A 26,550-nucleotide genomic window follows, 5' to 3' on the forward strand; every position below is an offset into this window, starting at 1 on the left:
AAGAGCGATGGAGAAACTCCCATGAGTGAACTTGCTGAGCTGAGCTACGCGCTCGACACCTTCTACTTCCTGATATGCGGCGTGCTGGTGATGTGGATGGCCGCTGGCTTCTCGATGCTCGAGGCGGGCCTGGTGCGCGCCAAGAACACCGCCGAGATCCTGACCAAGAACATCGCCCTGTTCGCCATTGCCTGCACCATGTATCTGCTGGTGGGCTACGCCATCATGTATTCGAGCGATGCCGGCGGCATCCTGCCCAACCTGGGCGTACTGATCGGCGCCGAGAACAGCGCCGACGCAGTCACCGCCGGGGGCGACGACGCTCCCTACTACTCCATGCGCGCTGATTTCTTCTTCCAGGTGGTGTTCGTCGCCACCGCCATGTCGATCGTCTCCGGCGCCGTGGCCGAGCGCATGAAACTATGGGCCTTTCTCGCCTTCGCCGTGGTCATGACCGGGATCATCTATCCCGTTTCCGGCTACTGGACCTGGGGCGGTGGCTGGCTTTCCGAGCTGGGCTTCTCCGACTTCGCCGGCTCCGGCATCGTGCACATGGCCGGCGCCGCTGCGGCACTTGCGGGCGTACTGATCCTCGGTCCGCGCAAGGGCAAGTACGGCAAGGACGGCAGCATCCACGCCATCCCCGGCGCCAACCTGCCGCTGGCCACCGTGGGCACCTTTATCCTGTGGATGGGCTGGTTCGGCTTCAACGGCGGCTCCGAGCTGAAGCTCTCCGACGTCGCCTCGGCCAATAACGTGGCCCAGGTGCTGGTCAACACCAATGCCGCCGCCGCCGGTGGCGTGATCGCCGCCCTGATCCTGGCCAAGCTGTGGTTCCGCAAGGCGGACCTGACCATGGCGCTGAACGGGGCACTGGCCGGCCTGGTCGCCATCACCGCCGAGCCGCTGGCACCCTCCGCTCTGGGGGCCACGCTGATCGGTGCCGTGGGCGGCATCATCGTGGTGGCCGCCATCGTGACGCTCGACAAGCTCAAGATCGACGATCCGGTCGGCGCCATCTCGGTGCACGGTGTGGTCGGCGTCTGGGGCCTGCTGGCGGTGCCGCTGTCAAACGCGGATAGCACTATAGGTGCCCAGCTTGTCGGTGCGGTCGCCATCTTTGCCTGGGTCTTCATGGCCAGCATGATCGTATGGCTGATCATCAAGGCCGTGATGGGCGTTCGGGTCAGCGAAGAGGAAGAGTACGAAGGGGTCGACCTGGCCGAATGCGGCATGGAGGCTTACCCCGAATTCAGCGTGGCCCGGGTCTATGGCGGCAGCGGCGGGCGCCCACAGTCCGGCGGCTACGGTGCCGCCGCGCCGGTCGGCCAGCAACCGCAGCCTGAGTAGCAGTCGATCGATTCGCCAAGGCTCCCTGCGGGGAGCCTTTTTTCTTAGCGCCTGGGGCGGTGTATGCTTGTCTGCAATCGATCCGTCCCCGCTCGGGTTCCCTCCGCGAACCCCGCTCGACCATGAGGAAACAGACCATGAAACTGGTGACCGCCATCATCAAGCCGTTCAAGCTCGACGACGTTCGCGAGTCGCTTTCCGAGATCGGCGTGCAAGGTATCACCGTCACCGAGGTGAAGGGCTTCGGCCGCCAGAAGGGCCACACCGAGCTCTATCGCGGCGCCGAGTACGTGGTCGATTTCCTGCCCAAGGTAAAAGTCGAGATCGCGATCGACGACGACCTGGTGGAACAGGTGATCGACGCCATCACCCAGGTGGCCAACACCGGCAAGATCGGCGACGGCAAGATCTTCATCACCCCGCTGGAGCAGGTCATTCGCATCCGCACCGGCGAAACCGGTAAAGATGCCGTATAGACCCAGGTGGCGCCTATACATACAGCAAGATCGGCGACGGCAAGATCTTCATCACCCCGCTGGAACAGGTGATCCGAATCCGTACCGGCGAAACCGGCAAGGACGCGGTGTAAGCCCACCATCAAGCCATACACGAAAAACCCACGATACAGAGCCGTGGGTTTTTCGAAACGTCAGCGAGCGCCCGAAACGCCCCTTTTACTATTTCTCGACGAAGGCGCGCTCGATCACGTAATCCCCCGGCTCGCCCATGCGCGGCGAGATATTGAAGCCCAGGTCGTCGAGCAGCGCACTGGTCTCGTCGAGCATCGCCGGGCTGCCGCAGATCATGGCGCGGTCCTGCTTGGGATCCATCGGCGCCACGCCGGTATCCTCGAACAGCTTGCCGCTGCGGATATGGTCGGTGAGACGCCCCATGGTGTGGAACTCCTCGCGGGTGACAGTGGGGTAGTAGACCAGCTTCTCGCGAATGTCGTCGCCCAGGTACTCGTGGGCCGGCAATTCCTTCTGGATGAAGTCGGCATAGGCAAGTTCGCTGACGCTGCGCACACCGTGCACCAGGATCACCTTTTCGAAGCGCTCGTACACTTCGGGGTCCTGGATCAGGCTCATGAACGGTGCCAGGCCGGTACCGGTGGAGAGGAAATAGAGGTTGCGCCCCGGCAACAGGTCGTCGGTGACCAGGGTGCCGGTGGGCTTGCGGCTGACCATGATCTGATCGCCCACTTTCAGATGCTGCAGGCGCGAGGTCAGCGGGCCGTCGGGCACCTTGATGCTGAAGAACTCGAGATGGTCCTCGTAGTTGGGGCTGGCGATGGAGTAGGCCCGCATCAGCGGCTTGCCGCTCACTTCGAGGCCGATCATCACGAACTGGCCGTTCTTGAAGCGCAGGCTGCGCTCGCGGGTCGTGCGAAAGCTGAACAGGGTGTCGTTCCAGTGGTGGACGCTAAGCACCTCTTCCAACGCAAACTTGCTCATGCCGGCTCCTTATATTCCAAATACGAATAACCAAAAGGGCAAATTGATTTGCTTGCATTATAAGAGCGCAAGGTTTATCTGTTAATTGGATTGTATGGATATCCTTTATCCAGACTACTGATATAGATCAAATGCGAGCCGCTTCATGCACTTCACCCTGCGTCAACTCGAGGTGTTCGTCGCCGTCGCCCAGCACGAAAACGTTTCTCGCGCCGCCCGCGCGCTGGCACTGTCGCAATCGGCTACCAGTACCGCCCTGGCTGAGCTCGAGCGACAGTTCGATTGCCAATTGCTCGATCGCGTCGGCAAGCGGCTGCGCCTTAATGCGCTGGGCTTCCAGTTGCTGCCCAAGGCCGTGGCGCTGCTCGACCGGGCCGAGGAGATCGAGGAGATCCTGCACGGCCAGCAGGGCATCGGCTCACTTGACGTGGGGGCTACCCTCACCATCGGCAATTACCTGGCCACGCTGCTGATCAGTGACTTCATGCAACGCCATCCAGGCAGCCGGGTACGTCTGGCGGTGCGCAACACACGGGAGATTGTCGAACGCGTGCGCCAGCACGAGCTGGACCTGGGACTCATCGAGGGGCACTGCGAGGCTGAGGACGTGATCACCCAACCCTGGGTGGAGGATGAACTGTCGGTATTCTGTTCGCCGCGTCACCCGCTGGCCGGGAAAGGGGCGGTGGAACTCGACCGCCTGCTGCGCGAAGCCTGGATCATGCGCGAGCAAGGCTCGGGCACCCGCATGACCCTGGAGCAGGCCGCACGTCACCGGCGGGGGCGCTTCAATACCCTGCTCGAGCTGGAACATACCGAAGGCATCAAGCGGGCAGTGGAGTCGGGGCTCGGCATCGGCTGCGTGTCGAAGCTGGCGCTGCGCGACGCCTTCCGCCGCGGCAGCCTGGTGCCGATCCCCACCCCCGAGCTCGACCTGAGCCGCCAGTTCGCCTTCATCTGGCACCGCCACAAGTACCTTGCCACCGGCATGCGCGAGTTCCTGCGCCTGTGCCGGCAGATGACCGAGGGAATCCGTCGCAGCGACGAGATCGACCTGCCGCCGGTGTCCTGACCGATTCCACTAACGGTGGCTTTCGCCCAGCTTGAACCCGCCCACTACCCGTGCCAGGCGGTCGGCCTGCTCGCTCAGCTGTTCGGCGGCGGTGGTCGACTCCTCCACCAGCGCGGCGTTCTGCTGGGTCATGCGGTCGAGATCCGCCACCGCCACGCTGACCTGACCGATGCCGTCGCTCTGCTCGCCGGCGGCCATGCTGATCTCGCCCAGCATGTGGGCTACCCGGTTTACGCTGGCCACCAGCTCGCCCATGCTCTCGCCGGCACGCCCCACCAGCGCGGCGCCGTTGGCGACACGCTGGGTCGAGGCATCGATCAGCGCACGAATATCGCGCGAGGCCTCGGCGCTGCGGGTGGCGAGCTGGCGCACTTCGCCGGCTACCACGGCAAAGCCGCGGCCATGCTCGCCGGCCCGCGCCGCCTCGACCGAGGCGTTGAGTGCCAGCAGGTTGGTCTGGAAGGCGATGCCGTCGATGACCTTGACGATCTCGCCGATCTTCTCCGACGAGCGGCTGATCTCGTCCATGGTATCGACGACCTGATTGACTGTCTCACCCGAACGGTGCGCGACCTCGGCGGCCGATTTCGACAGGCCATTGGCCTCGCGCGAGGAAGCCGAGGTGTGCTCGACGGTCGCCGAGATCTCCTCCATCGAGGCCGACGTCTGCTGCAGGCTGGCGGCCGCCTGCTCGGTACGCCGCGAGAGGTCCTCGCCGCCGCTGGCGATCTCGTTGGCGGCCAGGCGCACCGATTCGCTGCTGTCGCGCACGTCGAGCAGGACATCATGGATCTTGTCGACGAAGGCATTGAACTGTAGGGCCAGTTCGGCGCTTTCGTCGCGCCCGCGTACCGGCAGCCGCTGGGTCAGGTCGCCGTTACCGGTGGCGATCTCGCGCATGCGATCGGCCAGCAGCCGCAAGGGGCGGGAAACCCGGGACCCGACCCACCACAGCGCCGCAAGCCCCAACGCCGCCAGCAGCAGGCCGACCAGGGTCATGCCCAGGGTATCCGCCCGGCGCTGTTCGGCGAGCACGTCCTGCAGCGTTGCCAGCTCGGCCATGACGGCGGCCTCGGGCAGGCGGATCAGCAGGGTCCAGGGTGCCTCGCTGTCGCCAATGAAGAACGGCTGGTAGCGCTCCAGCCTGCCCTCCCGCGTCAGGCTGACGCTGTCGCCTTCCGCTTGTGCCCGCTCGATGGCGTCCAGCACTTCCCCGTCGAAGACTGCGCTTGCTTCGGCGCCAAGCCGGTCGGCGTCGCCCGTGTGGGCCACCAGGCCGCCGCGGCCCGCCACCAGCGCCATCTCGCCCGCGCCGTCGTAAAGCGCCTGGTTGGCCTCGAGCAGCAGCGCCTGGATGAAGTCGAGGGCCAGGTCGACGCCAGCAACACCGCGAAACTCGCCGTCGACCAGGATCGGCACGTTGAAGGAGGTGACCAGCAGCGTCTCGTCACCATAGTCGTAGGGTGCGGGGTCGATGATGCAGGGGGCCAAGGTCTCGCGCGGGCAGAGATAGTACTCGCCTTCACGCACGCCACTGGCGAGCGGCGCGGTGCTCTCCATGGTCTCGCCCAGCGGCAGCACCTCGACGCTGCCCTCCCCGGTGCGATACCACCAGGGCATGAAACGCCCGCTGCCGTCGTAGCCGTCACTCTCGCCGAGATCGGCATACAGCGCGTCGCGGCCGAAGGCATCGGGCTCCCAGCCGATGAAGGCGTCAAGCAGTGAGGGGTTCTCGACAACGGTCTGCCGCACCAGGTTGGAGAGTTCGCGCCGGCTCAGGGAGAGCGCGCTGCGGCCGCTGGCGTCCTGCTGGCCCATCAGCGCGTTGGTATCGGCCAGTTGGGTGGCCAGGGTCAGCGCATGCTCGAGCTCGCGCTGAATGCGCCCGGCCTCGGCATCCGCCAGCACCGCCAGGCGCTCCTCGATGGCGCCTTCCAGCAGGCCGCGGGTATGGGTCTCGACGGTCTGTTGGGTACGGGCGGAAGAGACCAGGGCATAGCCGACCAGGGCCACGACCACGAGCAGCAGACAGGGCCCGGCCAGCATGATAACGAACTGGCGAATAGACTTGAGGTGCATGGGCGCTCTCACTGGAAGGGAAACGAGAGGCAGCAGGATGAACGTTGCTGCCAATGCTCCCTTATCGGCAAGAACGCCCCGACCTTGAGGCGAGTCCGTCAGCGCATGTCGCTGACGGCTTCCTGGATGTCGTTCAATGAGGCCTTTGACAGGTCCTTGTCCAGGGTGTGGATGATCAGCTTGCTGCTGGGGGCATCCAGCTTGTTGCGCAGCACACCGAGGAAGCGCGGCGGGGCGACCAGGATCAGCTTGTCCATGCTGTTCTCGACCCGCGCCTTGTAAAGGCGTTCGGCGATCTGCTTGGCAAAGATCTCCGCCTCGTGATCCAGCGCGACACTATCGCCACGACTCGCACGCCGCGTGGCGGACGTCGATTCGTCGACGCTCCCCGTGGTACCGGTTACCAGATCCCCTTCGTGCAGGCGCCCTTCGGCATGTACCAGATTCTCCTTCTCCTCCAGCTTGAGCGCATCGCGAGTAAACACACGTGCCCGAGCCGCATCGGCCACCACGATATACGTTGACATAGCCACTCCTTGAGTCGGGTTGAAGGAAAGCCCGCCATCCCGTTGCGGGCCTTCTCCTTCAACATGGCAATCACATACTCAAGGGTCAACCGACTAGAGCACCTTGCTGCGTAGCAGACTGGTAACCGCCTCCCCCAAAAGCACCAGGACGATGATGGCAATCAGGATGGTGGCCACGGTGGGCCAGGCGAAGGTGTCGATGGCGCCCTGCAGGATCACCCCGATACCGCCGGCGCCCACCAGGCCCAGGACCGTCGACTCGCGAATGTTGATGTCCCAGCGCAGGATGACGATGGCGAAGAAGGCGGGCATGACCTGCGGCACAATGGCATAGGCGATCACCTTGGCCTTGGAAGCGCCGGTCGCCTCCATCGCCTCCACCGGGCGGCGGTCGATCTCCTCGATCGCCTCGCCCATCAGCTTGCCGATGAAGCCCACCGAGCGAAACATGATGGCCAGTATGCCCGCCAACACCCCCGGGCCGAAGATCGCCACGAACAGCAGCGCCCAGATGATGGTGTTCACCGAGCGGCTGGCGACCAGGATGAAACGGCCAAGCCACAGGCAGGCACGGTTGGGCGTGGTGTTCTGCGCCGCGATGTAGGAAACCGGCAGGGCGATGAGGATCGTCAACGCGGTTGCCAGCGTGGCGATGTGAACTGTCTCGAGCAGCGCATTGACGATCGCCGCCAGCCGTGAGGGATCGGGCGGCCACATGCGCGCCCCCAGGCTCGCTATCTGATTGGGGGCATCCCACACCCAGGGCCAGAAGATATCGATGTCGCGCACCGCCCAGTAGACCACCAACGCGGTGGCCAGCAGCACGACGTAGCGAATCGCTCGCTGCTTGCGGTCGTAGCGTCGCCATACGCGATCGGACAGAACGCCGGCATGATCTACCATATCTTCTTCCTCACCCAGCCGCTGATGCCCTCGCTGACCAGGATCACGGCAATGATCGTGATCAGGATGGCAAAGGCGAAGTCGTAGTCGTAGCGGCCGAAGGCGTTCATCAGCGTGCCGCCGATGCCCCCGGCACCGACGATGCCGACCACCGCCGAAGTACGCAGGTTGCTGTCGAGCTGATACATGGAGAGCCCCACCTGGCGCGGCAGTATCTGCGGGAAGACGGCATACACCAGGGTGGCGAAATAACCCGCCCCGGTGGCCTTCATCGCCTCGACCTGGCCCCAGTCGATCTCTTCGATCTCCTCCGCCAGCAGCTTGCCGACGAAGCCGATCGAGTAGACCGTCAGCGTGAGGATACCGGCCAGGGGGCCGAAGCCGACCGCGGCGACGAACAGGATGGCCACGATGACCGGATGAAAGCTGCGCGAGACGATGATCACTGCACGGCCCAACAGGTAGATGGGCTTGGGTGCGACGTTCTTGGCCGCCATCACGGCAAAGGGGATCGACAGCGCCACGCCGAGCAGGGTGGCCAGGATGGCGATCTGGAAACTTTCCTTGAAGCCGGTGAGCAGCAGCCCGCTGCGCTCGAAGCTGGGCGGAAAGCCCCCGCCGAAGATGCGTGCCGCTCGCGGCAACCCCTCGGCAATGCGGTCCCAGTTGAACGGCAACGAGCCGAAGGCCCACACCAGGTAGACGACCACTGCCAGCCACAACCCATAGCGCAGCACGGGGTTGGCGATGAAGGGCGGCTTGCGCCAGGTGCGCGGCACGGCCTCGCGGTCAGGTCGAGTCATGCGCCACCCCCTGTGTCGAGCGGCCGGGTGGCTCGATGATATCGCCCTCGGCGGTCTCGATACCGCCATAGATGGCATCCAGCGCCTCCTTGCCGAAGTCGGACGGCGCGCCATCGAAGATCATGCGCCCGTGGCGCAGGCCGACGATACGTTCGGTGTAGGCCTTGGCCTGGGCGACGTTGTGAATATTGATCAGTACCGGCAGGGAGAGCTCGCTGGCCAGGCTCTGCAGCAGCTTCATGATCTGCTCGGAAGTGCGCGGGTCGAGCGATGCCGTCGGCTCGTCGGCCAGCAGGATCTCGGGTTCCTGCATCAATGCCCTTACCACGCCGACCCGCTGCCGCTCGCCGCCGGAAAGCTCGTCCGCTCGCTTGTTGGCGTAGTGGGCGATGCCCACCCGCTCCATCAGGTGAAAGGCGCGTTCGATGTCATGTTGCGGATAGCGACGGGTGATCGCCTGGAACAGGCTGACGTAGCCGAGCCGGCCGGCCAGCACGTTCTCCATCACCGTCAATCGATCGATCAGGTTGAACCCCTGGAACACCATGCCGATCTTGCGCCGTGCCCGACGCAGGTCGCGTCCTCTGAGGCTGACCAGTTCGGTGCCGTTGAGCCTGATCGAACCCGAGGTCGGCTCCACCAGACGATTGATACAGCGCAGCATGGTGCTCTTGCCGGCGCCGGAGGCGCCGACGATGGACACCACGGTACTGCCCTCCACCGTCAGGTCGAGCCCCTCCAGCACCGCCGCATCGCGCCCGTAGCGCTTGACCAGTTTCGAAATCTCCAGCATTCAGCTACCTCACGTCACAAGGAAAGGAGCGCCCCCGGCATCGCGGGGGCCCCGGCGCCATTCGCCAGGCTCACTCCTCTTCCAGGTCCTCGCGGGTATAGCTCACGCCGTTGGCTTCCTGGATGGTACGAATGACCTTCCAGTGCTCCTCGTAATTGATGGGGATGAATTTCTCGACACCGTCGAACTCCTCGCCCAGTTCGGTGCCCTCGAACTCAAAGCTGAAGAAGGCCTCCTCGATCTTGTCGACCAGATCGGGATGCAGGTTGTGGGCGTAAGTGTAGGAGGTGGTCGGGAAGCGGTCCGACTCGAAGATCATGCGCACCTCTTCCGGATCGTAGAGGCCGCGATCGGCCATGCGCTCGACCACCTCGGAGGCCACCGGGGCGGCGTCGTAATCCTGAGCGACCACGCCTAGCATCGACTGGTCGTGGCTGCCGGAGTAGATCACCTCGTAGTCCTCGTCCGGGACCACGCCCTCGTCGGGAAACAGTGCGCGGGGTGCCTGGTTACCGGAGTTGGACGTCGGCGACGTATGCGCGACGCGCTTGCCCTTGAGATCCTCCATCTCCTCGATGTCCGAATCGACATGCGTGTAGACCTGCAGGGTATAGCCGAACTGGCCGTCGTCGGAGCCCATCAACGCGAAGGGCACGGCACCGGCCAGGTTCACGGCGAACGGCGTCGGGCCGGTGGAGAAGCCGGCAATGTGCAGCCGACCGCTGCGCATCGCCTCGACCTGGGCCGAGTTGGACTGCACGGCGAAGAAGCGCACGTCGCGCCCGGTCACCTCCTGCAAATGGTCGATGAAGGGCTGCCAGATATCGGAATAGATGGCAGGGTCCTCGACCGGCGTGTAGGCGAAGATCAGCGTATCGGGATCGACCCATTCCGACTCGTCGGCGGGGCGGTCGGCGACCAGATCGCCATTCTCGTCGCAGTAGATGTCGGCCAGGTCGCCCCGAGGGCAGTCGTCCTGGGCCTGGGCAGGTATCGCCAGGGCCAGCGGCAGCAGCGAGGAGAGGGCCAGCGTGGCGAAGGGGAAACGACCGGAGATTCGGGATATTGTCATTGGCGTGTCTCTCTGTATCACTGTCATTATGTTGTTTTCAGCGACGGCGGGGGCAAGAGCGCCCGAAAGATCCGCTCATCACGCTCGAAAGCGAACACGGAAAAACCCGAATGATCGCAAACGAAACTAACCCTCAATCTAGGTAGTATGACAATACGATGTCAATCCGATTTCACTCCGTCCCGGGCCAACGCTACAACCGCTACCTGCTGATGCGTCACGGCCACAGCGAGGCCAATGCGCAACACCTGATCATCAGCACGCCGGCCCGGGGGCTGGCGGGATTCGGCCTGTCGGCACAGGGCGAAGCGCAGCTGGAAGCGCTGCTTGCCCACTGGCGCTGGCCGCCCCCGACCCGTATCCTGCATTCGGATTTTCTTCGCACCACGGAAACGGCAAGGCGAGTGGCCGCTCACTTCAGCCTCGAACTGCAGCCTGAGCCGCGCCTGCGCGAGCGTGACTTCGGGGCCTTGGAGGGGATGGCGGACTGCCGTTACGAAGACGTCTGGGTCCACGACGCTCGCGACCCCGAGCATCACGAATTCGGGGTGGAGAGCGTGGCCAGCGTCGCTGCCCGCATGCAGGGCGTGATCGCCTCGCTGGAACAGGCGTTGCGCGGGGAGACCGTGCTGCTGGTAAGCCATGGTGACCCGCTTCAGATCATGCTGACCGCGCTCGAAGGCCGCTTGCTGACGGAGCATCGCGCCCGCAGCCCGCTGCTTCCGGCCAGCATCACCATGCTCGATTGAGCGTGAAGCCCAACGCAACGGCTGACGCCCGTCGCGATCTGGGTTAGCATCGAATCGCCGGCAGGGATGTCGGCCAGCTCATCGTACTGCGATGCGTCAACGGGAGGACCCCGATGCGACAGTTCCTGTTTCCCCGCCGCCCGATGTCCCGCGGCATTCTGTACTTCAGTCACATCATGCTCCAACTCGGCCTGGTTGCAGGGGCCGCGCTGTGGCTGATGCCACGCACGCCCTCGCTCGCCACCGTCGACTGGAGCCATGCCTGGCCTAGCCTGGCGCTGGGCGCCGGACTCTGGCTGGCCATGGCCGTCGGCTTGCACCTGCTCGCCGAATTATGCCTGCTGCCCCGTTATCACGAAGCTCGGAAGGGGTTCGCTCCCGGTGATGTGGTGACCCGGTCCTTCGAGCGCCGGCCGGCGATTCACGATGCCCAGTCGGCCTGGACCAGCGAGGCACGCTCGATCGAAACCGAGCCCAGCGTGCTCGGTAGCGCCCGCGTGATGCGTCCCGCCGAACCTCTCAAGCCCCAGGGAGGCACCTGTTCGACCTGACAAGGCGGGCCATGCCGGATGCAACCGCGACGTGATCCATGGCGAGTCCTTGACGGGGCCGGACCCGCACCCTGCTACGGATCCGGCCACGCTCGTCGATCAGTGACCGAGGATCTGGCTGAGGAAGAGCTGGGTGCGCTCGGACTGCGGGTTGTTGAAGAAGGGCTCGGGAGCGTTCTCTTCGATGATCTGCCCTTGATCCATGAAAATCACGCGGTCGGCCACGGTCTTGGCGAAGCCCATCTCGTGGGTCACGCAGAGCATCGTCATGCCCTCCTCCGCCAGCTCGACCATGACGTCGAGTACCTCCTTGATCATCTCCGGGTCGAGCGCCGAGGTCGGCTCGTCGAACAGCATGACCTCGGGATGCATGCACAGCGAGCGGGCGATTGCCACGCGCTGCTGCTGGCCGCCCGATAGCTGGCCGGGGTACTTGCGCGCCTGCTCGGCGATCTTGACCCGTTCCAGGTACTGCATGGCAAGGCGTTCCGCCTCGCGTCGCGGCTTCTTCTGCACCCATGTCTGGGCCAGGCAGCAGTTCTCCAGCACCGTGAGGTGCGGAAAGAGGTTGAAGTGCTGGAACACCATGCCCACGCTGCGGCGAATCTGCTCGATGCGCTTGACGTCCTGGGTCAGCGGAATGCCGCCGACCACGATTTCGCCGGCCTGGTGTTCCTCAAGGTGGTTGATGCAGCGAATCAGCGTCGATTTACCCGACCCCGAGGGGCCACAGATGACGATTCGCTCGCCGCGCCGAACTTCGAAGTCGATATCGCGCAGCACGTGGAAGTCGCCGTACCACTTGTTCACGCCGCGCATCTCGACCATGAGGTCTTCGGTGCCGGCCCGGGTTGCCTGTTCAGTCATTGTTCTCGTTCCTATCTCTTATGGCCGGTGTGCAGTTTCCGCTCGAGGTACTGGCTGTAGCGCGACATGCTGAAACAGAAGATCCAGAACATGAACGCGGCGAACACATAGCCTTCCAGCGAGAAGCCCAGCCAGCGGGAATCCGACAGCGCCGCCTGCACGATGCCCAGCAGGTCGAACAGCCCGATGATCATGACCAGGGTGGTGTCCTTGAACAGCGAGATGAAGGTGTTGACAATACCCGGGATCATCATCTTCAGGGCCTGGGGCAGCACGATCAGCCCCATGCGCATCCAGTAGTTCATGCCCAGCGCCGCCGCGGCCTCTTCCTGGCCGCGCGGGATCGCCTGCAGCCCACCGCGGATCACCTCCGCCATATAGGCGCTCTGGAACAGGGTGATACCGATGAAGGCACGAATCAGGCGGTCGACGCTGACCCCGGTGGGCAGGAACAGCGGCAGCATGACGGAGGCCATGAACAGCACCGTGATCAGCGGCACGCCACGCCAGAACTCGATGAACACCACGCAGAAACTCTTGACGATGGGCATCTGAGAACGCCGGCCCAGCGCCAGCACGATGCCGATGGGCAATGCACCGACCATGCCCACTACGGCCAGCACCAGCGTCAGCATCAGGCCGCCCCAGCGATGGGTCTCCACCACCGGCAAGCCGAAGAAGCCGCCATAGAGCATGAAGAAGGCAAACAGCGGGAAGACCGTAAGCGTCGCCAGGGCAACCCATCGCTTGAACGGCAGTCGCGGAATCGCCAGCCAGGCGATCAGGGCGGCAAAGGTGAGGAAGGTCACGTCGACCCGCCAGATCTCGCCACGCGGGTAGAGGCCGTAGATGAACTGGGTGAAACGGGCGTTGACGAACACCCAGCAGGCGCCCTCGCGGCTACAGTCGGCGCGCGTGGTGCCGATCCAGTCGGCATCGATGAAGGCCCATTGGATGGTGGGCGTCAGCAGCAAGTAGAGGAGGTAAAGGCCCAGCAGCGTGAACGCGCTGTTTATCGGCCCGCTGAACAGGTTGGCCCGCAGCCAGGCAAGCGGTCCCACCGTGCTCTTGGGCGCCGGACGCGCCTCGATCATCTTGTGTTGGATAGTCATGGCGCCTCTCCTAGCGTTCCACCAGCGCCACACGGGCGTTGAACCAGTTCATGAACATCGACACCAAAAGGCTGATGGTGAGGTAGACCGCCATGGTCATGGCGATGACCTCGATCGCCTGCCCCGTCTGGTTGAGGGTAGTGCCGGCGAATACCGAGACCAGGTCCGGATAGCCGATGGCCGTGGCCAGCGAGGAGTTCTTGATCAGGTTGAGGTACTGGCTGGTCAAGGGCGGAATGATCACGCGCAGTGCCTGCGGCACCACCACCAGCCTCAGCACCAGGTTCTGCGGCAAGCTCAACGCCTGCGCCGCCTCGGTCTGGCCGTGGGGAATCGCCTGGATGCCCGAGCGCACGATCTCGGCGATGAACGACGCCGTATAGATCGACAGTGCCAGCCACAGCGCCAGGAATTCGGGGATCACCGTAAAGCCGCCGCGGAAGTTGAATCCGCGCAGCTCCGGCACCTCCCAGGTCACAGGCACGCCGGTCACCACCAGTACCAGCAGCGGCAGGCCGACGATCAGCGCCAGCGATATCCAGCCCGCCGGCAGGCGACGGCCGGTGGCCTCGTGACGACGCTTGTTCCATATCACCAGCGCGATGCTGGCCACGATGGCCACCGCAAACGCCAGCGGGATCAGACCGAAACCGGAAAGAAACTGCGGCTCGGGCAGGTAGAGGCCGCGCACGTTGAGAAAAGCCACCTCGCCGAGCGACAGGCTGTCGCGCGCCGCCGGCATGGAGCGCAAGACGGCGAAGTACCAGAAAAAGATCTGCAGCAGCAGCGGAATATTGCGGAAGATCTCGATATAGCCGCTGGCCAGCCGTGCGATAAGCCAGTTGGGCGACAGCCGGGCGATACCGACGATGAAGCCGATGAGCGTGGCCGCCAGGATCCCCAGCGCGGACACCAGCAGGGTATTGAGCAGGCCTACCACGAAGGTACGGCCGTAGGTGCTCTGCGAGGAGTAGTCGATCAGGCTCTGGACGATGCCGAAGCCGGAGGTATTGGTCAGAAAGCCGAAGCCGGTGGTAATGCCGCGGGCCGCGAGGTTGGCCTGGGTATTGCCGACGATGTAGAGCAGGAAGACGGCGACAGCGGCAACCAACAGGATCTGAAAGGTCAGCGCGCGCTTGGCGCGGTCGCGCCAGAACGGCGGTTTAGGGCCCACGGAAGGGGCCTTGGGTCGAACGGACATGAAGGGACTCTCCGCCTGGATCCGTCAAGCAGTTGTCGAGCCCCGACCCGGGGTGTCCGGGTCGGGGCACAGTTGGATCGAGGCACTCAAGCGGTGTCTCGGGCGGTTCGATCAGCGGATCGGCGGAGCGTACTGGATGCCGCCTTCGGTCCACAGCGCGTTGACGCCACGCTCGATTTCGAGCGGAGAGTCCATGCCCACGTTGCGGTCGTAGCTCTCGCCGTAGTTGCCCACCTGCTTGATGATTTTGTAAGCCCAGTCGGCCTCGAGGCCCATGGCTTCGCCGTAGTTGCCGTCACGGCCGAGCAGGCGCGCGATGTCGGGGTTGTCCGACTCGAGCATCTCGTCGACGTTCTCGCTGGTGATGCCGTACTCTTCGGCGTTGAGCATGGCGAACAGCGACCACTTGACGATGTTGAACCACTTGTCGTCACCCTGGCGTACTACCGGGCCCAGCGGTTCCTTGGAGATGACCTCGGGCAGGATCATCGACTGGTCCGGGTCGGAGAGCTGAATGCGCAGTGCCGCCAGCTGCGAGGTGTCGGAGGTCAGCACGTCGCAGCGGCCGGCCTCGTAACCGCCCACGGTCTGCTCGGAAGTGTCGAAGACGATGGGGTCGAACTCCATGCCGTTGGCGCGGAAGTAGTCGGCCACGTTGAGCTCGGTGGTGGTACCGGACTGCACGCAGATGGCCGCGCCGTCGAGTTCCTCGGCGCTGGAGATGCCCAGCTCCTTGTTGATCATGAAGCCGATGCCGTCGTAGAAGGTCACGCCGGTGAAGTTCAGGCCCAGGGTGGTGTCGCGGGTGGTGGTCCAGGTGGTGTTGCGCGAAAGCACGTCGACCTCGCCCGACTGCAGCGCGGTGAAGCGCTCCACGGCGTTGAGTGAAACGTAGCGTACCGCTTCCGAGTCACCGAACACGGCGGCCGCCACGGCGCGGCAGACGTCGACGTCCAGGCCCTGCCACTCACCTTCGTCATCCGGTGCGGAGAAGCCCGGCAGACCGTCGCTGACGCCGCACTGCACGGCGCCGCGCTCACGCGTCTCGTCCAGGGTATCGGCCGAAGCCATGGCGGTGGTGCCCAGAGCCAGAGCCGCTGCGGAAGTGAGCAATAGCCACTTGTTCTTGTTGTCGCGCATGGAAGATCCCTCGTCGTATGTTGTGTCTTGGTGAATCATGCCTGGGCATGTGCCCAGCACCTTAGCAAGGTTTATTCCAATACGGGGATAGCGCAGGCAAAACACTTATTCAACGCTGCCGCGCAAGGCGATCCGCCCTGAGCCAGTGCCCCGTTCTGGTGCACCCGGCACGCCTCAGCGCACCGGTGGCGCATAGTGTAGACCGCCCTCGGTCCACAGGGCGTTCTGACCGCGTTCGATATCGAACGCCGAACCCGCACCGACATTGCGTTCGAAAACCTCGCCGTAGTTCCCGACCTGCTTGACGATCTGGTAGGCCCAGTCGGCCTCGAGACCCATGGCTTCGCCGTAGTTGCCGTCACGACCGAGCAGGCGCGCGATGTCGGGGTTGTCCGATTCGAGCATGTCCTCGACGTTCTCGCTGGTGATGCCATACTCTTCGGCATTGAGCATAGCGAACAGCGACCACTTGACGATATTGAACCATTGGTCGTCGCCCTGCCGCACCGCCGGCCCCAGAGGCTCCTTGGAGATGATCTCGGGCAGCACCTCGGCACTCTCGGGATCGTCCAGCTGCATGCGCTGGGCGTAGAGCTGGGAGGCATCGGAGCTGAGCACGTCGCAGCGCCCCGCCTCGAAGCCGTTGATGGACTGCTCGGGCGAATCGAAAACCACCGCCTCATAGGTCATGCCGTTGGCGCGAAAATAGTCCGCCAGGTTGAGTTCGCTGGTGGTTCCCGACTGGGTGCATACCGCTGCGCCATCCAGTTCCAGGGCGCTCTGCACGCCAAGGTCGCTTGCCACCAGGAATGCCTGGCCGTCGTAGTAGCTGATGCCGGTGAAGTTGATCCCCAGGGTGGTATCGCGGGACGACGTCCAGGTGGTGGTGCGCGACAGGACGTCAACCTCGCCCGACTGCAGGGCGGTGAAACGCTCCACCGAATCCAGCGGCACGAAGTGGACCTTGCCGGCATCGCCCAGCACCGCGGCGGCGATCGCCCGGCAGACATCGGTATCCAGCCCCCGATAGGTTTCCTCATCGTCCAGCGCCGAGAAGCCCGGCTGGGCGGCATTCACGCCGCAGCGCACCTGATCCTGCTGGCGGACGTCGTCCAGCGTGGTCGCCTGGGCCAGACCGATGCCGCCGAACATCAGCGCCGCCGGTGCCAGCCAGGCCAATTTGTTGTGTTGGATCATGTCGTTCCCTCGTTGTCAGTCTTCGAGAAGGCCCGATAGGCCTCGCTTATGATTAGCGCATCCTCGCCGCGCTTGCACGACGCTTCGCGGCCCACCACTCGCTTCCCCCGGCATGCAACGTCTCGACTGCGCAACGAAACGCCCCCGCAGGCAAGGCCTGCGGGGGCGTGAGGAGGAACGGCGGGGCTGTGTAACCCGCGCTGCTTCAGTGCCGGATCAGGTAGTCGAAGGCACCCAGGGCGGCCTTCGAGCCCTCCCCCATGGCAATGACGATCTGCTTGTAAGGCACGGTGGTGACGTCGCCGGCGGCAAAGATGCCGGGCACGGAGGTCATGCCCCGCTCGTCGATCACGATCTCGCCACGCGCCGACAGCTCGATTGGCGAGTCGGTCAGCCATTCGGTATTGGGCACCAGACCGATCTGGACGAAGATGCCTTCCAGCTCGAGCCGCTTGATCTCGCCGCTGGCGCGCTCTTCATAGGTGAGGCCGGTGACCCGGGTGCCGTCGCCATTGACCTCGGTCGTGCGCGCGCTCTTGATGACCTCGACGTTGGGCAGGCTGGCGAGCTTCTTCTGCAGCACGGCATCGGCTCGCAGCTCGTCCATGAACTCGATCAACGTCACGTGGCCGACGATACCGGCCAGGTCGATGGCCGCCTCGACGCCGGAATTGCCGCCGCCGATCACCGCCACGCGCTTGCCCTTGAACAGCGGGCCGTCGCAGTGGGGGCAATAGGCCACGCCCTTGTTGCGGTATTCGTTCTCGCCGGGCACGTTCATCTCGCGCCAGCGCGCCCCGGTGGCCAGCACCAGCGTCTTGCTCTTGAGACGCGCGCCCGACTCGAACACCACCTCGTGCTCGCCGCCCTGGTCGGCCGCCGGGATCAGCTCTACCGCACGCTGCAGGTTCATGATGTCGACTTCGTACTGCTTGACGTGCTCTTCCAATGCCGCGGCGAGCTTGGGTCCTTCGGTCTCCTGCACGGAGATGAAGTTCTCGATCGCCATCGTGTCGAGGACCTGGCCACCGAAGCGCTCAGCCGCCACGCCGGTGCGGATGCCCTTGCGCGCGGCATAGATGGCTGCCGCGGCGCCGGCCGGGCCACCGCCCACCGTCAGCACGTCGAACGGCGCCTTCTCGTTGAGCTTGGCCGCCTCGCGCTTGGCCGCGCCGGTGTCGACCTTGGCCAGGATCTGCTCCAGGCTCATGCGGCCCTGGTCGAAAGGCTTGCCGTTGAGGAAGATGCTCGGCACCGACATCACCTGGCGCTCTTCCACCTCGTCCTGGAACAGCGCGCCGTCGATGGCGACATGACGCACGTTCGGGTTGAGGATCGCCATCAGGTTCAGCGCCTGCACCACGTCGGGGCAGTTCTGGCAGGAGAGCGAATAGTAGGTCTCGAAATGGAGTTCGCCTTCGAGATGCTTGATCTGCTCGATGGTGTCGTCGCTGACCTTGGGCGGGTGGCCGCCGACCTGCAGCAGGGCCAGTACCAGCGAGGTGAACTCGTGCCCCATGGGAATGCCGGCGAATACCAGGCCGGTGTCCTCGCCGGGACGATTCAGCGCAAAGGAGGGCTTGCGCGCGTCCGTACCGTCGAGGCGCAGGGTGATCTTGTCGCTCAGGTTCTCGATGTCCGTGAGCAACCCATGCAGTTCCTTGGACTTGGCGCCGTCATCGAGGGACGCGACGATCTCGAACGGCTGAGTGACCTTCTGCAGGTAGGCTTTTAGCTGGCTTTTCAGATTGTCGTCCAACATGACAGCGATTTCCTTCATGTCTGGCTCACGAAAGACGGCAAGACGTCACCGAAACGCGGACCGGAGTCAGCGCAGGCAAGAGCTTGCACGTCGGGGAGAGAGCGCCCGGGCAAAGGCCCGGGCGGGGTACCTACACGAGGTCAGGGGATAGCCTCGCGGGTCTGGGAGACCGTTTAGATCTTGCCGACCAGGTCCAGGGACGGAGCGAGGGTCTCTTCGCCTTCCTTCCACTTGGCCGGGCAGACCTCGTTCGGGTTGTTGCGAACGTACTGGGCTGCCTTGACCTTGCGAAGCAGCTCTTCGGCGTTACGGCCGATGTTGCCGGCGTTGATCTCGACGATCTGGATCTTGCCGTCGGGGTCGACCACGAAGGTGCCGCGCTCGGCCAGACCGGCGTCTTCGATCAGAACCTCGAAGTTGCGCGAGATCTGCAGGGTCGGGTCGGCCAGCATCGGGAACTGCAGCTTGCCGATGGTCTCGGAGCTGTCGTGCCAGGCCTTGTGGGTGAAGTGGGTGTCGGTAGAGACGCTGTAGATCTCGACGCCCAGCTTCTTGAACTCCTCGTAGTTGTCTGCCAGGTCACCCAGCTCGGTGGGGCAGACGAAGGTGAAGTCGGCCGGATAGAAGAAGAAGATGCTCCACTGACCCTTCAGGTCGGCATCGGTAACGTCGACGAACTCGCCGTTGTGAAAGGCGGTGGCTTTGAACGGCTTGACTTCAGTATTGATCAGGGACATTCAGCAAAGCTCCATGTCATTCATGAGTGGGTGGTTCCGAATACGACGCTCATCTTAACCGCGTCAGCCGATAGTCTAAAATTGAATGCGGCCATGGTTGCAATAAACCGGCCCTATGAGGCGCCGCGCTTCCTCCATATGGAGGCGGCCATCGCTCATTGCAAGGCAAGCGCTTCGCCCTGGCGATCGAATGCCAGGAAGCTCTGCATGTTCCCCATCTGCAGCGATTCCACCATGCGCTGCAGCTGCCGCTCGACGATGTCGTCAGACGTTGCCTTGCCATTGCTGCCGACAGCGCGCCGACGAAGACGATATCCCAATCGATCTCGGTGCGCTGCGACTCGGCCACGAGCGCTTCCATGTCGCTGAGCTCGTCGGGTGTCTTGTCGACGCAGAGTACCGGGGTCAACACGCCGCCCTCCCCCTGCTCGAAGCGGCGCCGCTGTTCGGCACTGGGGTTGTCGGGCAGTTCGGCGCGGGTGAAGACGAACAGCAGCCGCTGCGGTTCGGGCTGGCGTCGCGCCTCGTCCAGCAGATCGGCAAAACGTGAAATGGCCAAGTCGTTCCTCCTGGGCTCGACGCCCTGCGACAGCAGATGAAAAGGTTGCCGGGGCCCGGCGCGCACCGACACGATAGCGTATCGAGCGCCCTCACGCCTGACCTGGGTCATGGCGTCGCATCGTCGTGCGGCGGGAAGCGCGCCAGGACTTCGCGCACCGCGCCGTCGCGACGAATCTCCAGCGGCAGCAAGGTGCCCGGCGGCTGACGGCGAACATGGCCGACGAGCTCGTCCGGCCGGGACAGCTGCTGACCGGCCGCCGAGAGGATGACGTCGCCCACCTCGAGGCCGGCTTGCTCGGCTACCGAACCCTCGACCACGTGCTGCACCGCCACCCCCGACTCGGCCGGCGCCATCAGCACCCCGAGCTGCGGCGGGGAGACATCCGCTTCGCCACGGTCGGCAATGCCGAACACCGCCCGCGCCACACCCCTCGGAGGTGACTCACAACCCGGCCCCGCCGCCTGCCAGGGCAGAAGGACGCTATGCTCGGTCACGTCGAGATCGTCGAGCTGGTGGGGCACGCCATGGCCATACTGCAGATGCCCCTGACCGAGCAGGCCGACCACCAATGCCCCGCTCTTGCTCGCCTCGGCCAGCCCCGCGGCCATGGTCCGATCCCATACCAGTTGCGCCTCGACGAAGCGTTCCAGGTCGGCTTCGCCGCGCCGGCCGGCATGCATGGCATGCACCTCGGCCAGGCGCGCGCGATAGGCCGAGGACGCCTCAGCCGGCGCAGAGATACCGAAACGCGCCTCCTCCGGCACCGCTTCCCAGCCCTCCTCGACCAGGCGGCCGCGCAGTGCCGGCGTGACGTTGATGGCCTTTAGCGGCACCTTCTGCAGGCGGGCGAAGTGCAGGATCGGCAGATAGAGGTCGGGATCGAAGCCCCAGGCGGCGTACCAGTCGCTGGCGTCGAGAAACGCCGCCTCGTCGAGTTCGTCCGCCACCCAGGCGTCAAGCGCCGGCTGCGCCTCGCGCGGCAGCATTTCCAGGGCGATGACCATGTCGGGACGGCGTGCGTGCAGCCCGGCCAGGACGTGCAGCTGCCAGCGGTGGTGGTCCATGCGGTCGTGCTGTTCCCCGAGCAGCACCACGTCGCGCCCGGACAGCTCCTGCATCAGCCCTGCACTGTCGAGCGCTTCACCGGCGGGGCGGTACCACCGCCCCGGGTCGAGGCAGGTAGCGGCATGTACGCGGAGCGATGGCAGGGCCAGGGAAAGGCTGAGCAGCACGGCCAGGGCACGCAAGAGGGACGGGTAACGCATCGCAGTCTCCAATCGGATCGACCCATGATGCCCCATCACGCCTCCCCTGGCAGCCTCAGGCGGCCTCCTGCCGGGCCTCGTCGCCACGCTCTTCGCCACTCTCTTCGCCGCTTTCCTCGAAATGGAACTCCAGTTGGGTCGGCTCCAGGCGGGGATCGAGCTCGGCGAAGTGCGGCGTCTCCAGGGTCGGCACCGCCACGAAGGGCTCCTGTTCGACGTGTTCCTCGGGCTCGCCGACGCGGCGCCTCAGGCGGAACGCCACGAACGCCGCCAAGCTGAGAGAAGCACCACCGAGAAAGATCCACAGCCCGTCGGGACCGGTCAGCCGCATGACCAGCGATGCGGCAAAGGGGCCGATAATCGAGCCGATACCGTACCAGATCATCAGCTTGGCATTGGCCGCCACGACCTCGCCGGGCTCGAGCCAGTCGTTGGTATGGGCCAGGCTCAGCGCATAGAGCGTGTGCAGCATGGCGGTGTGGAAACTGGCCGCCAATACCAGCATCCAGAAGTCGATGCGCACCATCATCGACACGAAGGCGCCGGAAATCGTCATCATCACGGCCATGCCGAGAATCACCTTGCGCCGGTCGATGTAGTCCGAAAGCCGCCCCAGCCCCCACTGGGCGAACAGCGCCACCATGGTAGTGATCGCCATGAAGCGTGCCGTCTCGCCGGTGGTCAGGCCAATTTCCTGGCCATAGAACGGCGTCATGGCGAAGAAGGCCTGTACCATCATGCCGGCGGTAAAGGCGCCCACCAGGCCCACCGGGGCGCGCTTGAACAGCGCCTTGAGACGGATCTTCTGGGGCTGGAAGTCGTGTGCCTGACGCGGGCCGTGGATGCGCACGATCGACAGCGGTACCAATGACAGGGCGAAGAGCATCCCGACCAGGGAGAACAGCATCGGCCCCGCCGGGTCGCCGACGTTGAGCATCCACTGCCCGCCGGCGAGCGACAGGGTCGAGATGATCATGTAGAGCGCCAGTACGCGGCCGCGGTTCTCGTTGGTCGACTCGCCCGACACCCAGGACTCCATCACCATCAGCATGCCCGCGGTGGCCACCCCGCCGATCAGTCGCCAGACCAGCCAGGCCCAGGGATCGACCCACAGGCCATGGAGCATGGCGGTCACCGCCAACAGGCCGGCGCAGGCGGAGAAGACGCGTATATGGCCAACGCTGCGGATGCGCTTCTCTAGCGCGTAGCTGCCCAGCACGAAGCCGAGCGAGAAACTCGACATCAGCAGGCCCGCCATCTGCGAGGGAAACCCCTCCATGGACATGCGCACCCCGAGCAGGGTCATGATCAGCCCATGGCCGAGCAGAAAGCTGATTTCACAGACGAAAAGAATCGGAAGGGTCGCCGGTAGACTGCGCAAGATGTCACTCCGTTGACGTTGCCGGGACGAGCAGGCCGCAGCCTGCCCGAGCGTTGAGCGGTTAGCTGGGCCAAAGTGTAGGAAGCCTGCCCCGGCCCTTGCCAGTCCGAAGCCACGACGCCTGTCGCTATCGTCTCGTCCGGACTACGCTGGTGCGGTAAGGACCCGCCAAGGAGCTGGCCACCGCGTGGAGGTATGCGATGACATACAAAGCTTTTCTGCCCGGCCGCGGCCGACCGTGGCCGACCGCCCTGCTGGGCCTGCTGTCGGTCGCCTGGCTGACCGTCGCCGTTGCCCAGGATGCCGACACCGCCGCGCCCAGCGCGGATGCGGTGGACCTGGACCCCGCCGAGACCACCGAGCCCCCGAACATCGACACCGGGCAGCACGGCACCAGCAGCGGGCTCACCCGCTCGGACATGAACGAACCCGACGAGGGCTCCGGCAGCGGCCAGAGCCAGGGCGACGACATTTTCCAGACCCCGGCGGCGGCGTCCGATGCCGGCCCGGCCTACGAGACCCAGTCTCCCGAGCGCGAGTCACCCTACCTGCCCGACGACCCCGAGCACGCCGAGGAAACCGGTCGGCAGGAGGGCGATGACGAGGGCAACGGTGAACCGCAGAGCAGCAACGAAGACTCGCCGGAGTAGCCGCTGGTTACGTTTCGTAACGAGGCATGTTTCACCAACGGCCTCTGAGCCGCTACGCTTTTGATGAGGATTCGCCATACGTCTGGCTGATGACGCTCAGGCGGTCGCAATGAACAACCAACCCAAATCACAACCAGCAGCAGACTGTCAGCAACGATAAAGGGGTACAGGAACCAGGCAGGAGGCCTCATGACCCTTCGGGTAACGCGCAGACAATTCTTCAAGCTCGGGGCGGCGGGGATGGCCACGTCCAGCATGGCGATGATGGGCTTCGCTCCCGAGCCGGCCGTGGCGTCGATTCGCCACTTCAAGCTGACCGGCGCCAAGGTGACGCGCAGCAACTGCACCTACTGCTCGGTAGGCTGCGGCGTGCTGCTCTACAGCCGTGGCGATGCCGCCATAAACAACGTCGACGACATCTACCACGTGGAGGGGGACCCGGACCATCCGGTGAGCCGCGGCTCGCTGTGTCCCAAGGGGGCGGGGTTGCTCGACTATATCCAGAGCGACTCGCGCCTGCGCTATCCCCAGGTGCGCGAACCCGGCAGCGACGAGTGGAAGCGCATCAGCTGGGACGAGGCGCTGGATCGCATCGCTCGTCACTTGAAGGACGATCGCGACGCCAACTTCGTCACCCAGAATGACGACGGCAATACCGTCAACCATTGGACGACGACCGGCATGCTGGCCGCATCGGCCTCGACCAACGAGACGGCCTACCTGACCCACCGGGTGGTTCGTAGCCTCGGCATGGTGGCCTTCGACAACCAGGCGCGCGTCTGACACGGACCGACGGTGGCAGGTCTTGCCCCAACATTCGGTCGCGGTGCCATGACCAACCACTGGGTCGATATCCGCAATGCCGACCTGATCGTCGCCATGGGCGGTAACCCCGCCGAAGCGCATCCCGTGGGTTTCCGCTGGGTGATGGAGGCGCGTGAGCACAACGACGCCCGCCTGGTGGTGGTCGACCCCCGCTTCAACCGCACGGCGGCGGTAGCCGACTATTACGCCGAGATTCGCACCGGCAGCGACATCGCTTTCCTCGGCGGGTTGATCAATTACCTGATCGAGAACGGGCACTATCAGCAGGAGTACGTGCGCGCCTATACCGACGCCAGCCTGATCGTGAGCCCCGAGTTCGGCTTCGACGACGGGCTGTTCACCGGCTACGATGCCGAAAATGGCGAGTACGACAAGTCGTCCTGGCAGTACGAGTACGACGACGAGGGCCACGCCCTGCGCGACGAGACGCTCGAGCATCCGCGCTGCGTCTTCCAGCTGATGCGCCAGCACTATAGCCGCTACACCCTCGACGTGGTGTCCTCGGTATGCGGCACACCTCGTGAGAAGATCCAGCGGATATGGGACATGATGGCCGAGACGGCCGCGCCCGACCGCACCATGACCTTCCTCTACGCGCTCGGCTGGACGCAGCATTCGATCGGCTCGCAGATCATCCGCACCGCCGCTATCGTGCAGCTGCTGCTGGGCAACATGGGCATGCGCGGCGGCGGAGTGAACGCCCTTCGCGGCCACTCCAACATCCAGGGCCTGACCGACCTGGGCCTGCTCTCCGACCTGCTTCCCGGCTACCTGACCCTGCCCGACGCGGACGAGCAGGACTACGACGATTATATCGAGGAGCGCGTCCGGCCGCCGCTGGTGGAAGACGAGGTCTCCTACTGGCGCCATTACGAGCGCTTCCATGTCAGCCTGATGAAGGCGTGGTTCGGCGACGCCGCCAGCGAAGACAACGACTGGTGCTACGAGTGGCTGCCGAAGATGGGGGAGGATCTCTACGATATCCTGCATACCTTCGAGCGCATGCACCAGGGCGAGATTAACGGCTATCTCTGCCAGGGATTCAACCCGCTGGCCGCCTTCCCCGACAAGGGCAAGAACACCGAGGCCTTGTCGCGGCTGAAGTTCCTGGTGGTGATCGACCCGCTGCGCACCGAGACTGCCGAATTCTGGAAGAACCACGGCGAGTACCACGACGTGAACCCGGCGGAGATCGACACCGAAGTGTTCCGCCTGCCGACCACCGCCTTCGCCGAGGAGGACGGCAGCATCGTCAACAGCTCGCGTTGGCTGCAGTGGTTCTGGCGCGCGGCTCCCCCGCCGGGCGAGGCGCGCTCCGATACGGCGATCATGGCGGGCATCTACCTGCGCCTGCGCCGGCTCTACCAGGAGGAGGGCGGCGCCTTCCCCGAGCCGATCCTCAACCTGCACTGGCCCTACCGCCGCCCGGAGGAGCCCAGCCCCGAAGAGCTCGCCCGCGAGTATAACGGCTGGGCACTGGAGGATGTCCTCGACGAGGAGCGCAACCTGGTGGTACGCGCCGGCGAGCAGCTCGAGGACTTCGGCATGCTGCGCGCCGACGGCTCCACGGCTTGTGGCTGCTGGCTATTCGCCGGCTGCTGGACCGAGGGCGGCAACCAGATGGTGCGCCGCGACAACTCCGACCCCTACGGCACCGGCCAGACACTGGGCTGGGCGTGGTCGTGGCCGGCCAACCGCCGCATCCTCTACAACCGCGCCAGTGCCCGTCCCGACGGCACGCCCTGGTCGTTCCGCAAGGCCGTGGTGTGGTGGAACGGCCAGCGCTGGGTCGGTAACGACGTGCCCGACTTTCCCGTGGATTCCGCCCCCAGCGAGGCCCAGGCACCGTTCATCATGAACCAGACCGGCCGCGGCCAGCTGTTCGCCCGGGAGCGCATGAACGAGGGACCGTTCCCCGAGCACTATGAACCGTTCGAGACTCCCATCGCCAACAACCCGCTGCACCCGAACAATCCCCGGGCCAAGCACAACCCTGCCGCGCGGGTGTTCGAGCAGGACCGCGAGAACTTGGGCACCTTCGAGGAGTTCCCCCATGCCGCGACCAGTTATCGCCTGACCGAGCACTTCCACTACTGGACGATGCACAACCGCCTGAATGCCATCGCCCAGCCCGAGAAGTTCGTCGAGATCGGCGAAAGCCTGGCCGAGGAGCTGGGCATCGCCAAGGGCGACCGGGTGCGGGTCAGCTCCAAGCGGGGCCACATCGAAGCCGTGGCGGTGGTGACCAAGCGTATCCGGCCGCTACAGGTGAACGGCCAGACCGTGCATCAAGTCGGCATACCGCTTCACTGGGGTTTTCTCGGCGAGACGAAGAAGTCGTACCTGACCAACACCCTGACGCCGGCCGTGGGCGACGGCAATACCCAGACCCCCGAGTTCAAGTCGTTCCTGGTGAGGGTCGACAAGATGTAGGCATTGTCTGAAAGGTCGGCGAGCGATGGCCAGACAAGGCAAAAAACAACGAAAAGACGGAGTTT

At 64.7% G+C, this 26,550-nt stretch carries 24 protein-coding genes; 7 read left to right on the forward strand and 17 right to left on the reverse strand.

Annotation, left to right across the window (positions count from 1 at the left end):
* The first annotated feature begins 21 nt into the window (after positions 1–21).
* Complete coding sequence (locus tag ACOJCM_RS04300; RefSeq protein ID WP_445210830.1) at positions 22–1,350, forward strand: ammonium transporter; 1,329 nt, start codon at positions 22–24, stop codon at positions 1,348–1,350.
* A gap of 137 nt (positions 1,351–1,487) precedes the next feature.
* Positions 1,488–1,826, forward strand: coding sequence for a P-II family nitrogen regulator (gene glnK / locus ACOJCM_RS04305; protein WP_086509163.1), 339 nt, complete (start codon positions 1,488–1,490; stop codon positions 1,824–1,826).
* 201 nt (positions 1,827–2,027) lie between these two features.
* Here glnK and ACOJCM_RS04310 read toward each other — a convergent pair whose 3' ends face one another.
* Positions 2,028–2,804, reverse strand: coding sequence for a ferredoxin--NADP reductase (locus ACOJCM_RS04310; protein ID WP_445210831.1), 777 nt, complete (start codon positions 2,802–2,804; stop codon positions 2,028–2,030).
* A gap of 145 nt (positions 2,805–2,949) precedes the next feature.
* On the opposite strand from ACOJCM_RS04310, the gene ACOJCM_RS04315 reads away from it, so the two are divergent.
* The gene (locus ACOJCM_RS04315) at positions 2,950–3,876 is read left to right on the forward strand and encodes a LysR family transcriptional regulator (RefSeq protein ID WP_445210832.1); all 927 of its coding nucleotides are present in this window, start codon (positions 2,950–2,952) and stop codon (positions 3,874–3,876) included.
* A gap of 9 nt (positions 3,877–3,885) precedes the next feature.
* On the opposite strand, the gene ACOJCM_RS04320 is transcribed toward ACOJCM_RS04315, so the two are convergent.
* The 6 genes from ACOJCM_RS04320 to phnD all read right to left on the reverse strand — a co-directional run bounded on the left by ACOJCM_RS04320 (position 3,886) and on the right by phnD (position 10,053).
* Entirely contained in the window at positions 3,886–5,955 is a 2,070-nt protein-coding gene (locus tag ACOJCM_RS04320) for a methyl-accepting chemotaxis protein (protein WP_445210833.1), read from the reverse strand.
* Positions 5,956–6,053: 98 nt separating this feature from the next.
* Positions 6,054–6,482, reverse strand: a complete 429-nt coding sequence (locus tag ACOJCM_RS04325; RefSeq protein ID WP_445210834.1) for a host attachment protein — start codon at positions 6,480–6,482, stop codon at positions 6,054–6,056.
* Between the two features lie 93 nt (positions 6,483–6,575).
* Complete coding sequence (phnE, locus tag ACOJCM_RS04330) at positions 6,576–7,385, reverse strand: phosphonate ABC transporter, permease protein PhnE (RefSeq protein WP_445210835.1); 810 nt, start codon at positions 7,383–7,385, stop codon at positions 6,576–6,578.
* Positions 7,379–8,188: a phosphonate ABC transporter, permease protein PhnE gene (gene phnE, locus ACOJCM_RS04335; protein WP_445210836.1), complete on the reverse strand. Its 810-nt coding sequence runs from the start codon at positions 8,186–8,188 to the stop codon at positions 7,379–7,381. Before phnE (ACOJCM_RS04335) ends, phnE (ACOJCM_RS04330) begins: the two co-directional genes overlap by 7 nt.
* Positions 8,175–8,981 carry a phosphonate ABC transporter ATP-binding protein gene (phnC, locus tag ACOJCM_RS04340; RefSeq protein WP_445210837.1) on the reverse strand — a complete coding sequence of 269 codons (807 nt, stop codon included), beginning with the start codon at positions 8,979–8,981 and terminating at the stop codon, positions 8,175–8,177. The genes phnE (ACOJCM_RS04335) and phnC overlap by 14 nt, the downstream gene beginning before the upstream one ends.
* Before the next feature lie 70 nt (positions 8,982–9,051).
* Entirely contained in the window at positions 9,052–10,053 is a 1,002-nt protein-coding gene (gene phnD / locus ACOJCM_RS04345; RefSeq protein WP_445210838.1) for a phosphate/phosphite/phosphonate ABC transporter substrate-binding protein, read from the reverse strand.
* Between the two features lie 158 nt (positions 10,054–10,211).
* On the opposite strand from phnD, the gene ACOJCM_RS04350 reads away from it, so the two are divergent.
* Together ACOJCM_RS04350 and ACOJCM_RS04355 are read left to right on the forward strand one after the other, a co-directional pair.
* Positions 10,212–10,802, forward strand: a complete 591-nt coding sequence (locus ACOJCM_RS04350; RefSeq protein WP_445210839.1) for a histidine phosphatase family protein — start codon at positions 10,212–10,214, stop codon at positions 10,800–10,802.
* A gap of 113 nt (positions 10,803–10,915) precedes the next feature.
* A complete protein-coding gene (locus tag ACOJCM_RS04355) occupies positions 10,916–11,353 on the forward strand; it encodes a hypothetical protein (RefSeq protein WP_445210840.1) in 438 nt (145 codons plus the stop codon).
* A 99-nt stretch (positions 11,354–11,452) separates the two neighbouring features.
* On the opposite strand, the gene ACOJCM_RS04360 is transcribed toward ACOJCM_RS04355, so the two are convergent.
* The 10 genes from ACOJCM_RS04360 to ACOJCM_RS04405 all read right to left on the reverse strand — a co-directional run bounded on the left by ACOJCM_RS04360 (position 11,453) and on the right by ACOJCM_RS04405 (position 22,577).
* A complete protein-coding gene (locus ACOJCM_RS04360; protein ID WP_445211020.1) occupies positions 11,453–12,181 on the reverse strand; it encodes an amino acid ABC transporter ATP-binding protein in 729 nt (242 codons plus the stop codon).
* 50 nt (positions 12,182–12,231) lie between these two features.
* On the reverse strand, positions 12,232–13,332 hold the full coding sequence (locus ACOJCM_RS04365; protein ID WP_445210841.1) for an amino acid ABC transporter permease: 1,101 nt from the start codon (positions 13,330–13,332) through the stop codon (positions 12,232–12,234).
* 10 nt (positions 13,333–13,342) lie between these two features.
* Positions 13,343–14,533 carry an amino acid ABC transporter permease gene (locus tag ACOJCM_RS04370; protein WP_445210842.1) on the reverse strand — a complete coding sequence of 397 codons (1,191 nt, stop codon included), beginning with the start codon at positions 14,531–14,533 and terminating at the stop codon, positions 13,343–13,345.
* A 111-nt stretch (positions 14,534–14,644) separates the two neighbouring features.
* On the reverse strand, positions 14,645–15,673 hold the full coding sequence (locus tag ACOJCM_RS04375) for an amino acid ABC transporter substrate-binding protein (RefSeq protein ID WP_445210843.1): 1,029 nt from the start codon (positions 15,671–15,673) through the stop codon (positions 14,645–14,647).
* Between the two features lie 174 nt (positions 15,674–15,847).
* Positions 15,848–16,870, reverse strand: coding sequence for an amino acid ABC transporter substrate-binding protein (locus ACOJCM_RS04380; protein WP_445210844.1), 1,023 nt, complete (start codon positions 16,868–16,870; stop codon positions 15,848–15,850).
* Positions 16,871–17,075: 205 nt separating this feature from the next.
* Complete coding sequence (gene ahpF / locus ACOJCM_RS04385; RefSeq protein WP_445210845.1) at positions 17,076–18,632, reverse strand: alkyl hydroperoxide reductase subunit F; 1,557 nt, start codon at positions 18,630–18,632, stop codon at positions 17,076–17,078.
* A gap of 173 nt (positions 18,633–18,805) precedes the next feature.
* Positions 18,806–19,369, reverse strand: a complete 564-nt coding sequence (gene ahpC, locus ACOJCM_RS04390; RefSeq protein ID WP_445210846.1) for an alkyl hydroperoxide reductase subunit C — start codon at positions 19,367–19,369, stop codon at positions 18,806–18,808.
* Between the two features lie 49 nt (positions 19,370–19,418).
* On the reverse strand, positions 19,419–20,039 hold the full coding sequence (locus ACOJCM_RS04395; RefSeq protein ID WP_445210847.1) for a hypothetical protein: 621 nt from the start codon (positions 20,037–20,039) through the stop codon (positions 19,419–19,421).
* A complete protein-coding gene (locus ACOJCM_RS04400) occupies positions 20,036–21,196 on the reverse strand; it encodes a ChaN family lipoprotein (protein WP_445210848.1) in 1,161 nt (386 codons plus the stop codon). Before ACOJCM_RS04400 ends, ACOJCM_RS04395 begins: the two co-directional genes overlap by 4 nt.
* 55 nt (positions 21,197–21,251) lie before the next feature.
* Positions 21,252–22,577 (reverse strand): MFS transporter, encoded by a 1,326-nt coding sequence (locus tag ACOJCM_RS04405; RefSeq protein WP_445210849.1) that lies wholly within the window; start codon positions 22,575–22,577, stop codon positions 21,252–21,254.
* Positions 22,578–22,777: 200 nt separating this feature from the next.
* On the opposite strand from ACOJCM_RS04405, the gene ACOJCM_RS04410 reads away from it, so the two are divergent.
* The gene (locus tag ACOJCM_RS04410) at positions 22,778–23,227 is read left to right on the forward strand and encodes a hypothetical protein (protein ID WP_445210850.1); all 450 of its coding nucleotides are present in this window, start codon (positions 22,778–22,780) and stop codon (positions 23,225–23,227) included.
* Between the two features lie 189 nt (positions 23,228–23,416).
* Positions 23,417–26,485: a formate dehydrogenase-N subunit alpha gene (gene fdnG / locus ACOJCM_RS04415; RefSeq protein WP_445210851.1), complete on the forward strand. Its 3,069-nt coding sequence runs from the start codon at positions 23,417–23,419 to the stop codon at positions 26,483–26,485.
* Positions 26,486–26,550: the final 65 nt, after the last annotated feature.

Source organism: Billgrantia hypersalina (genome assembly GCF_052584175.1).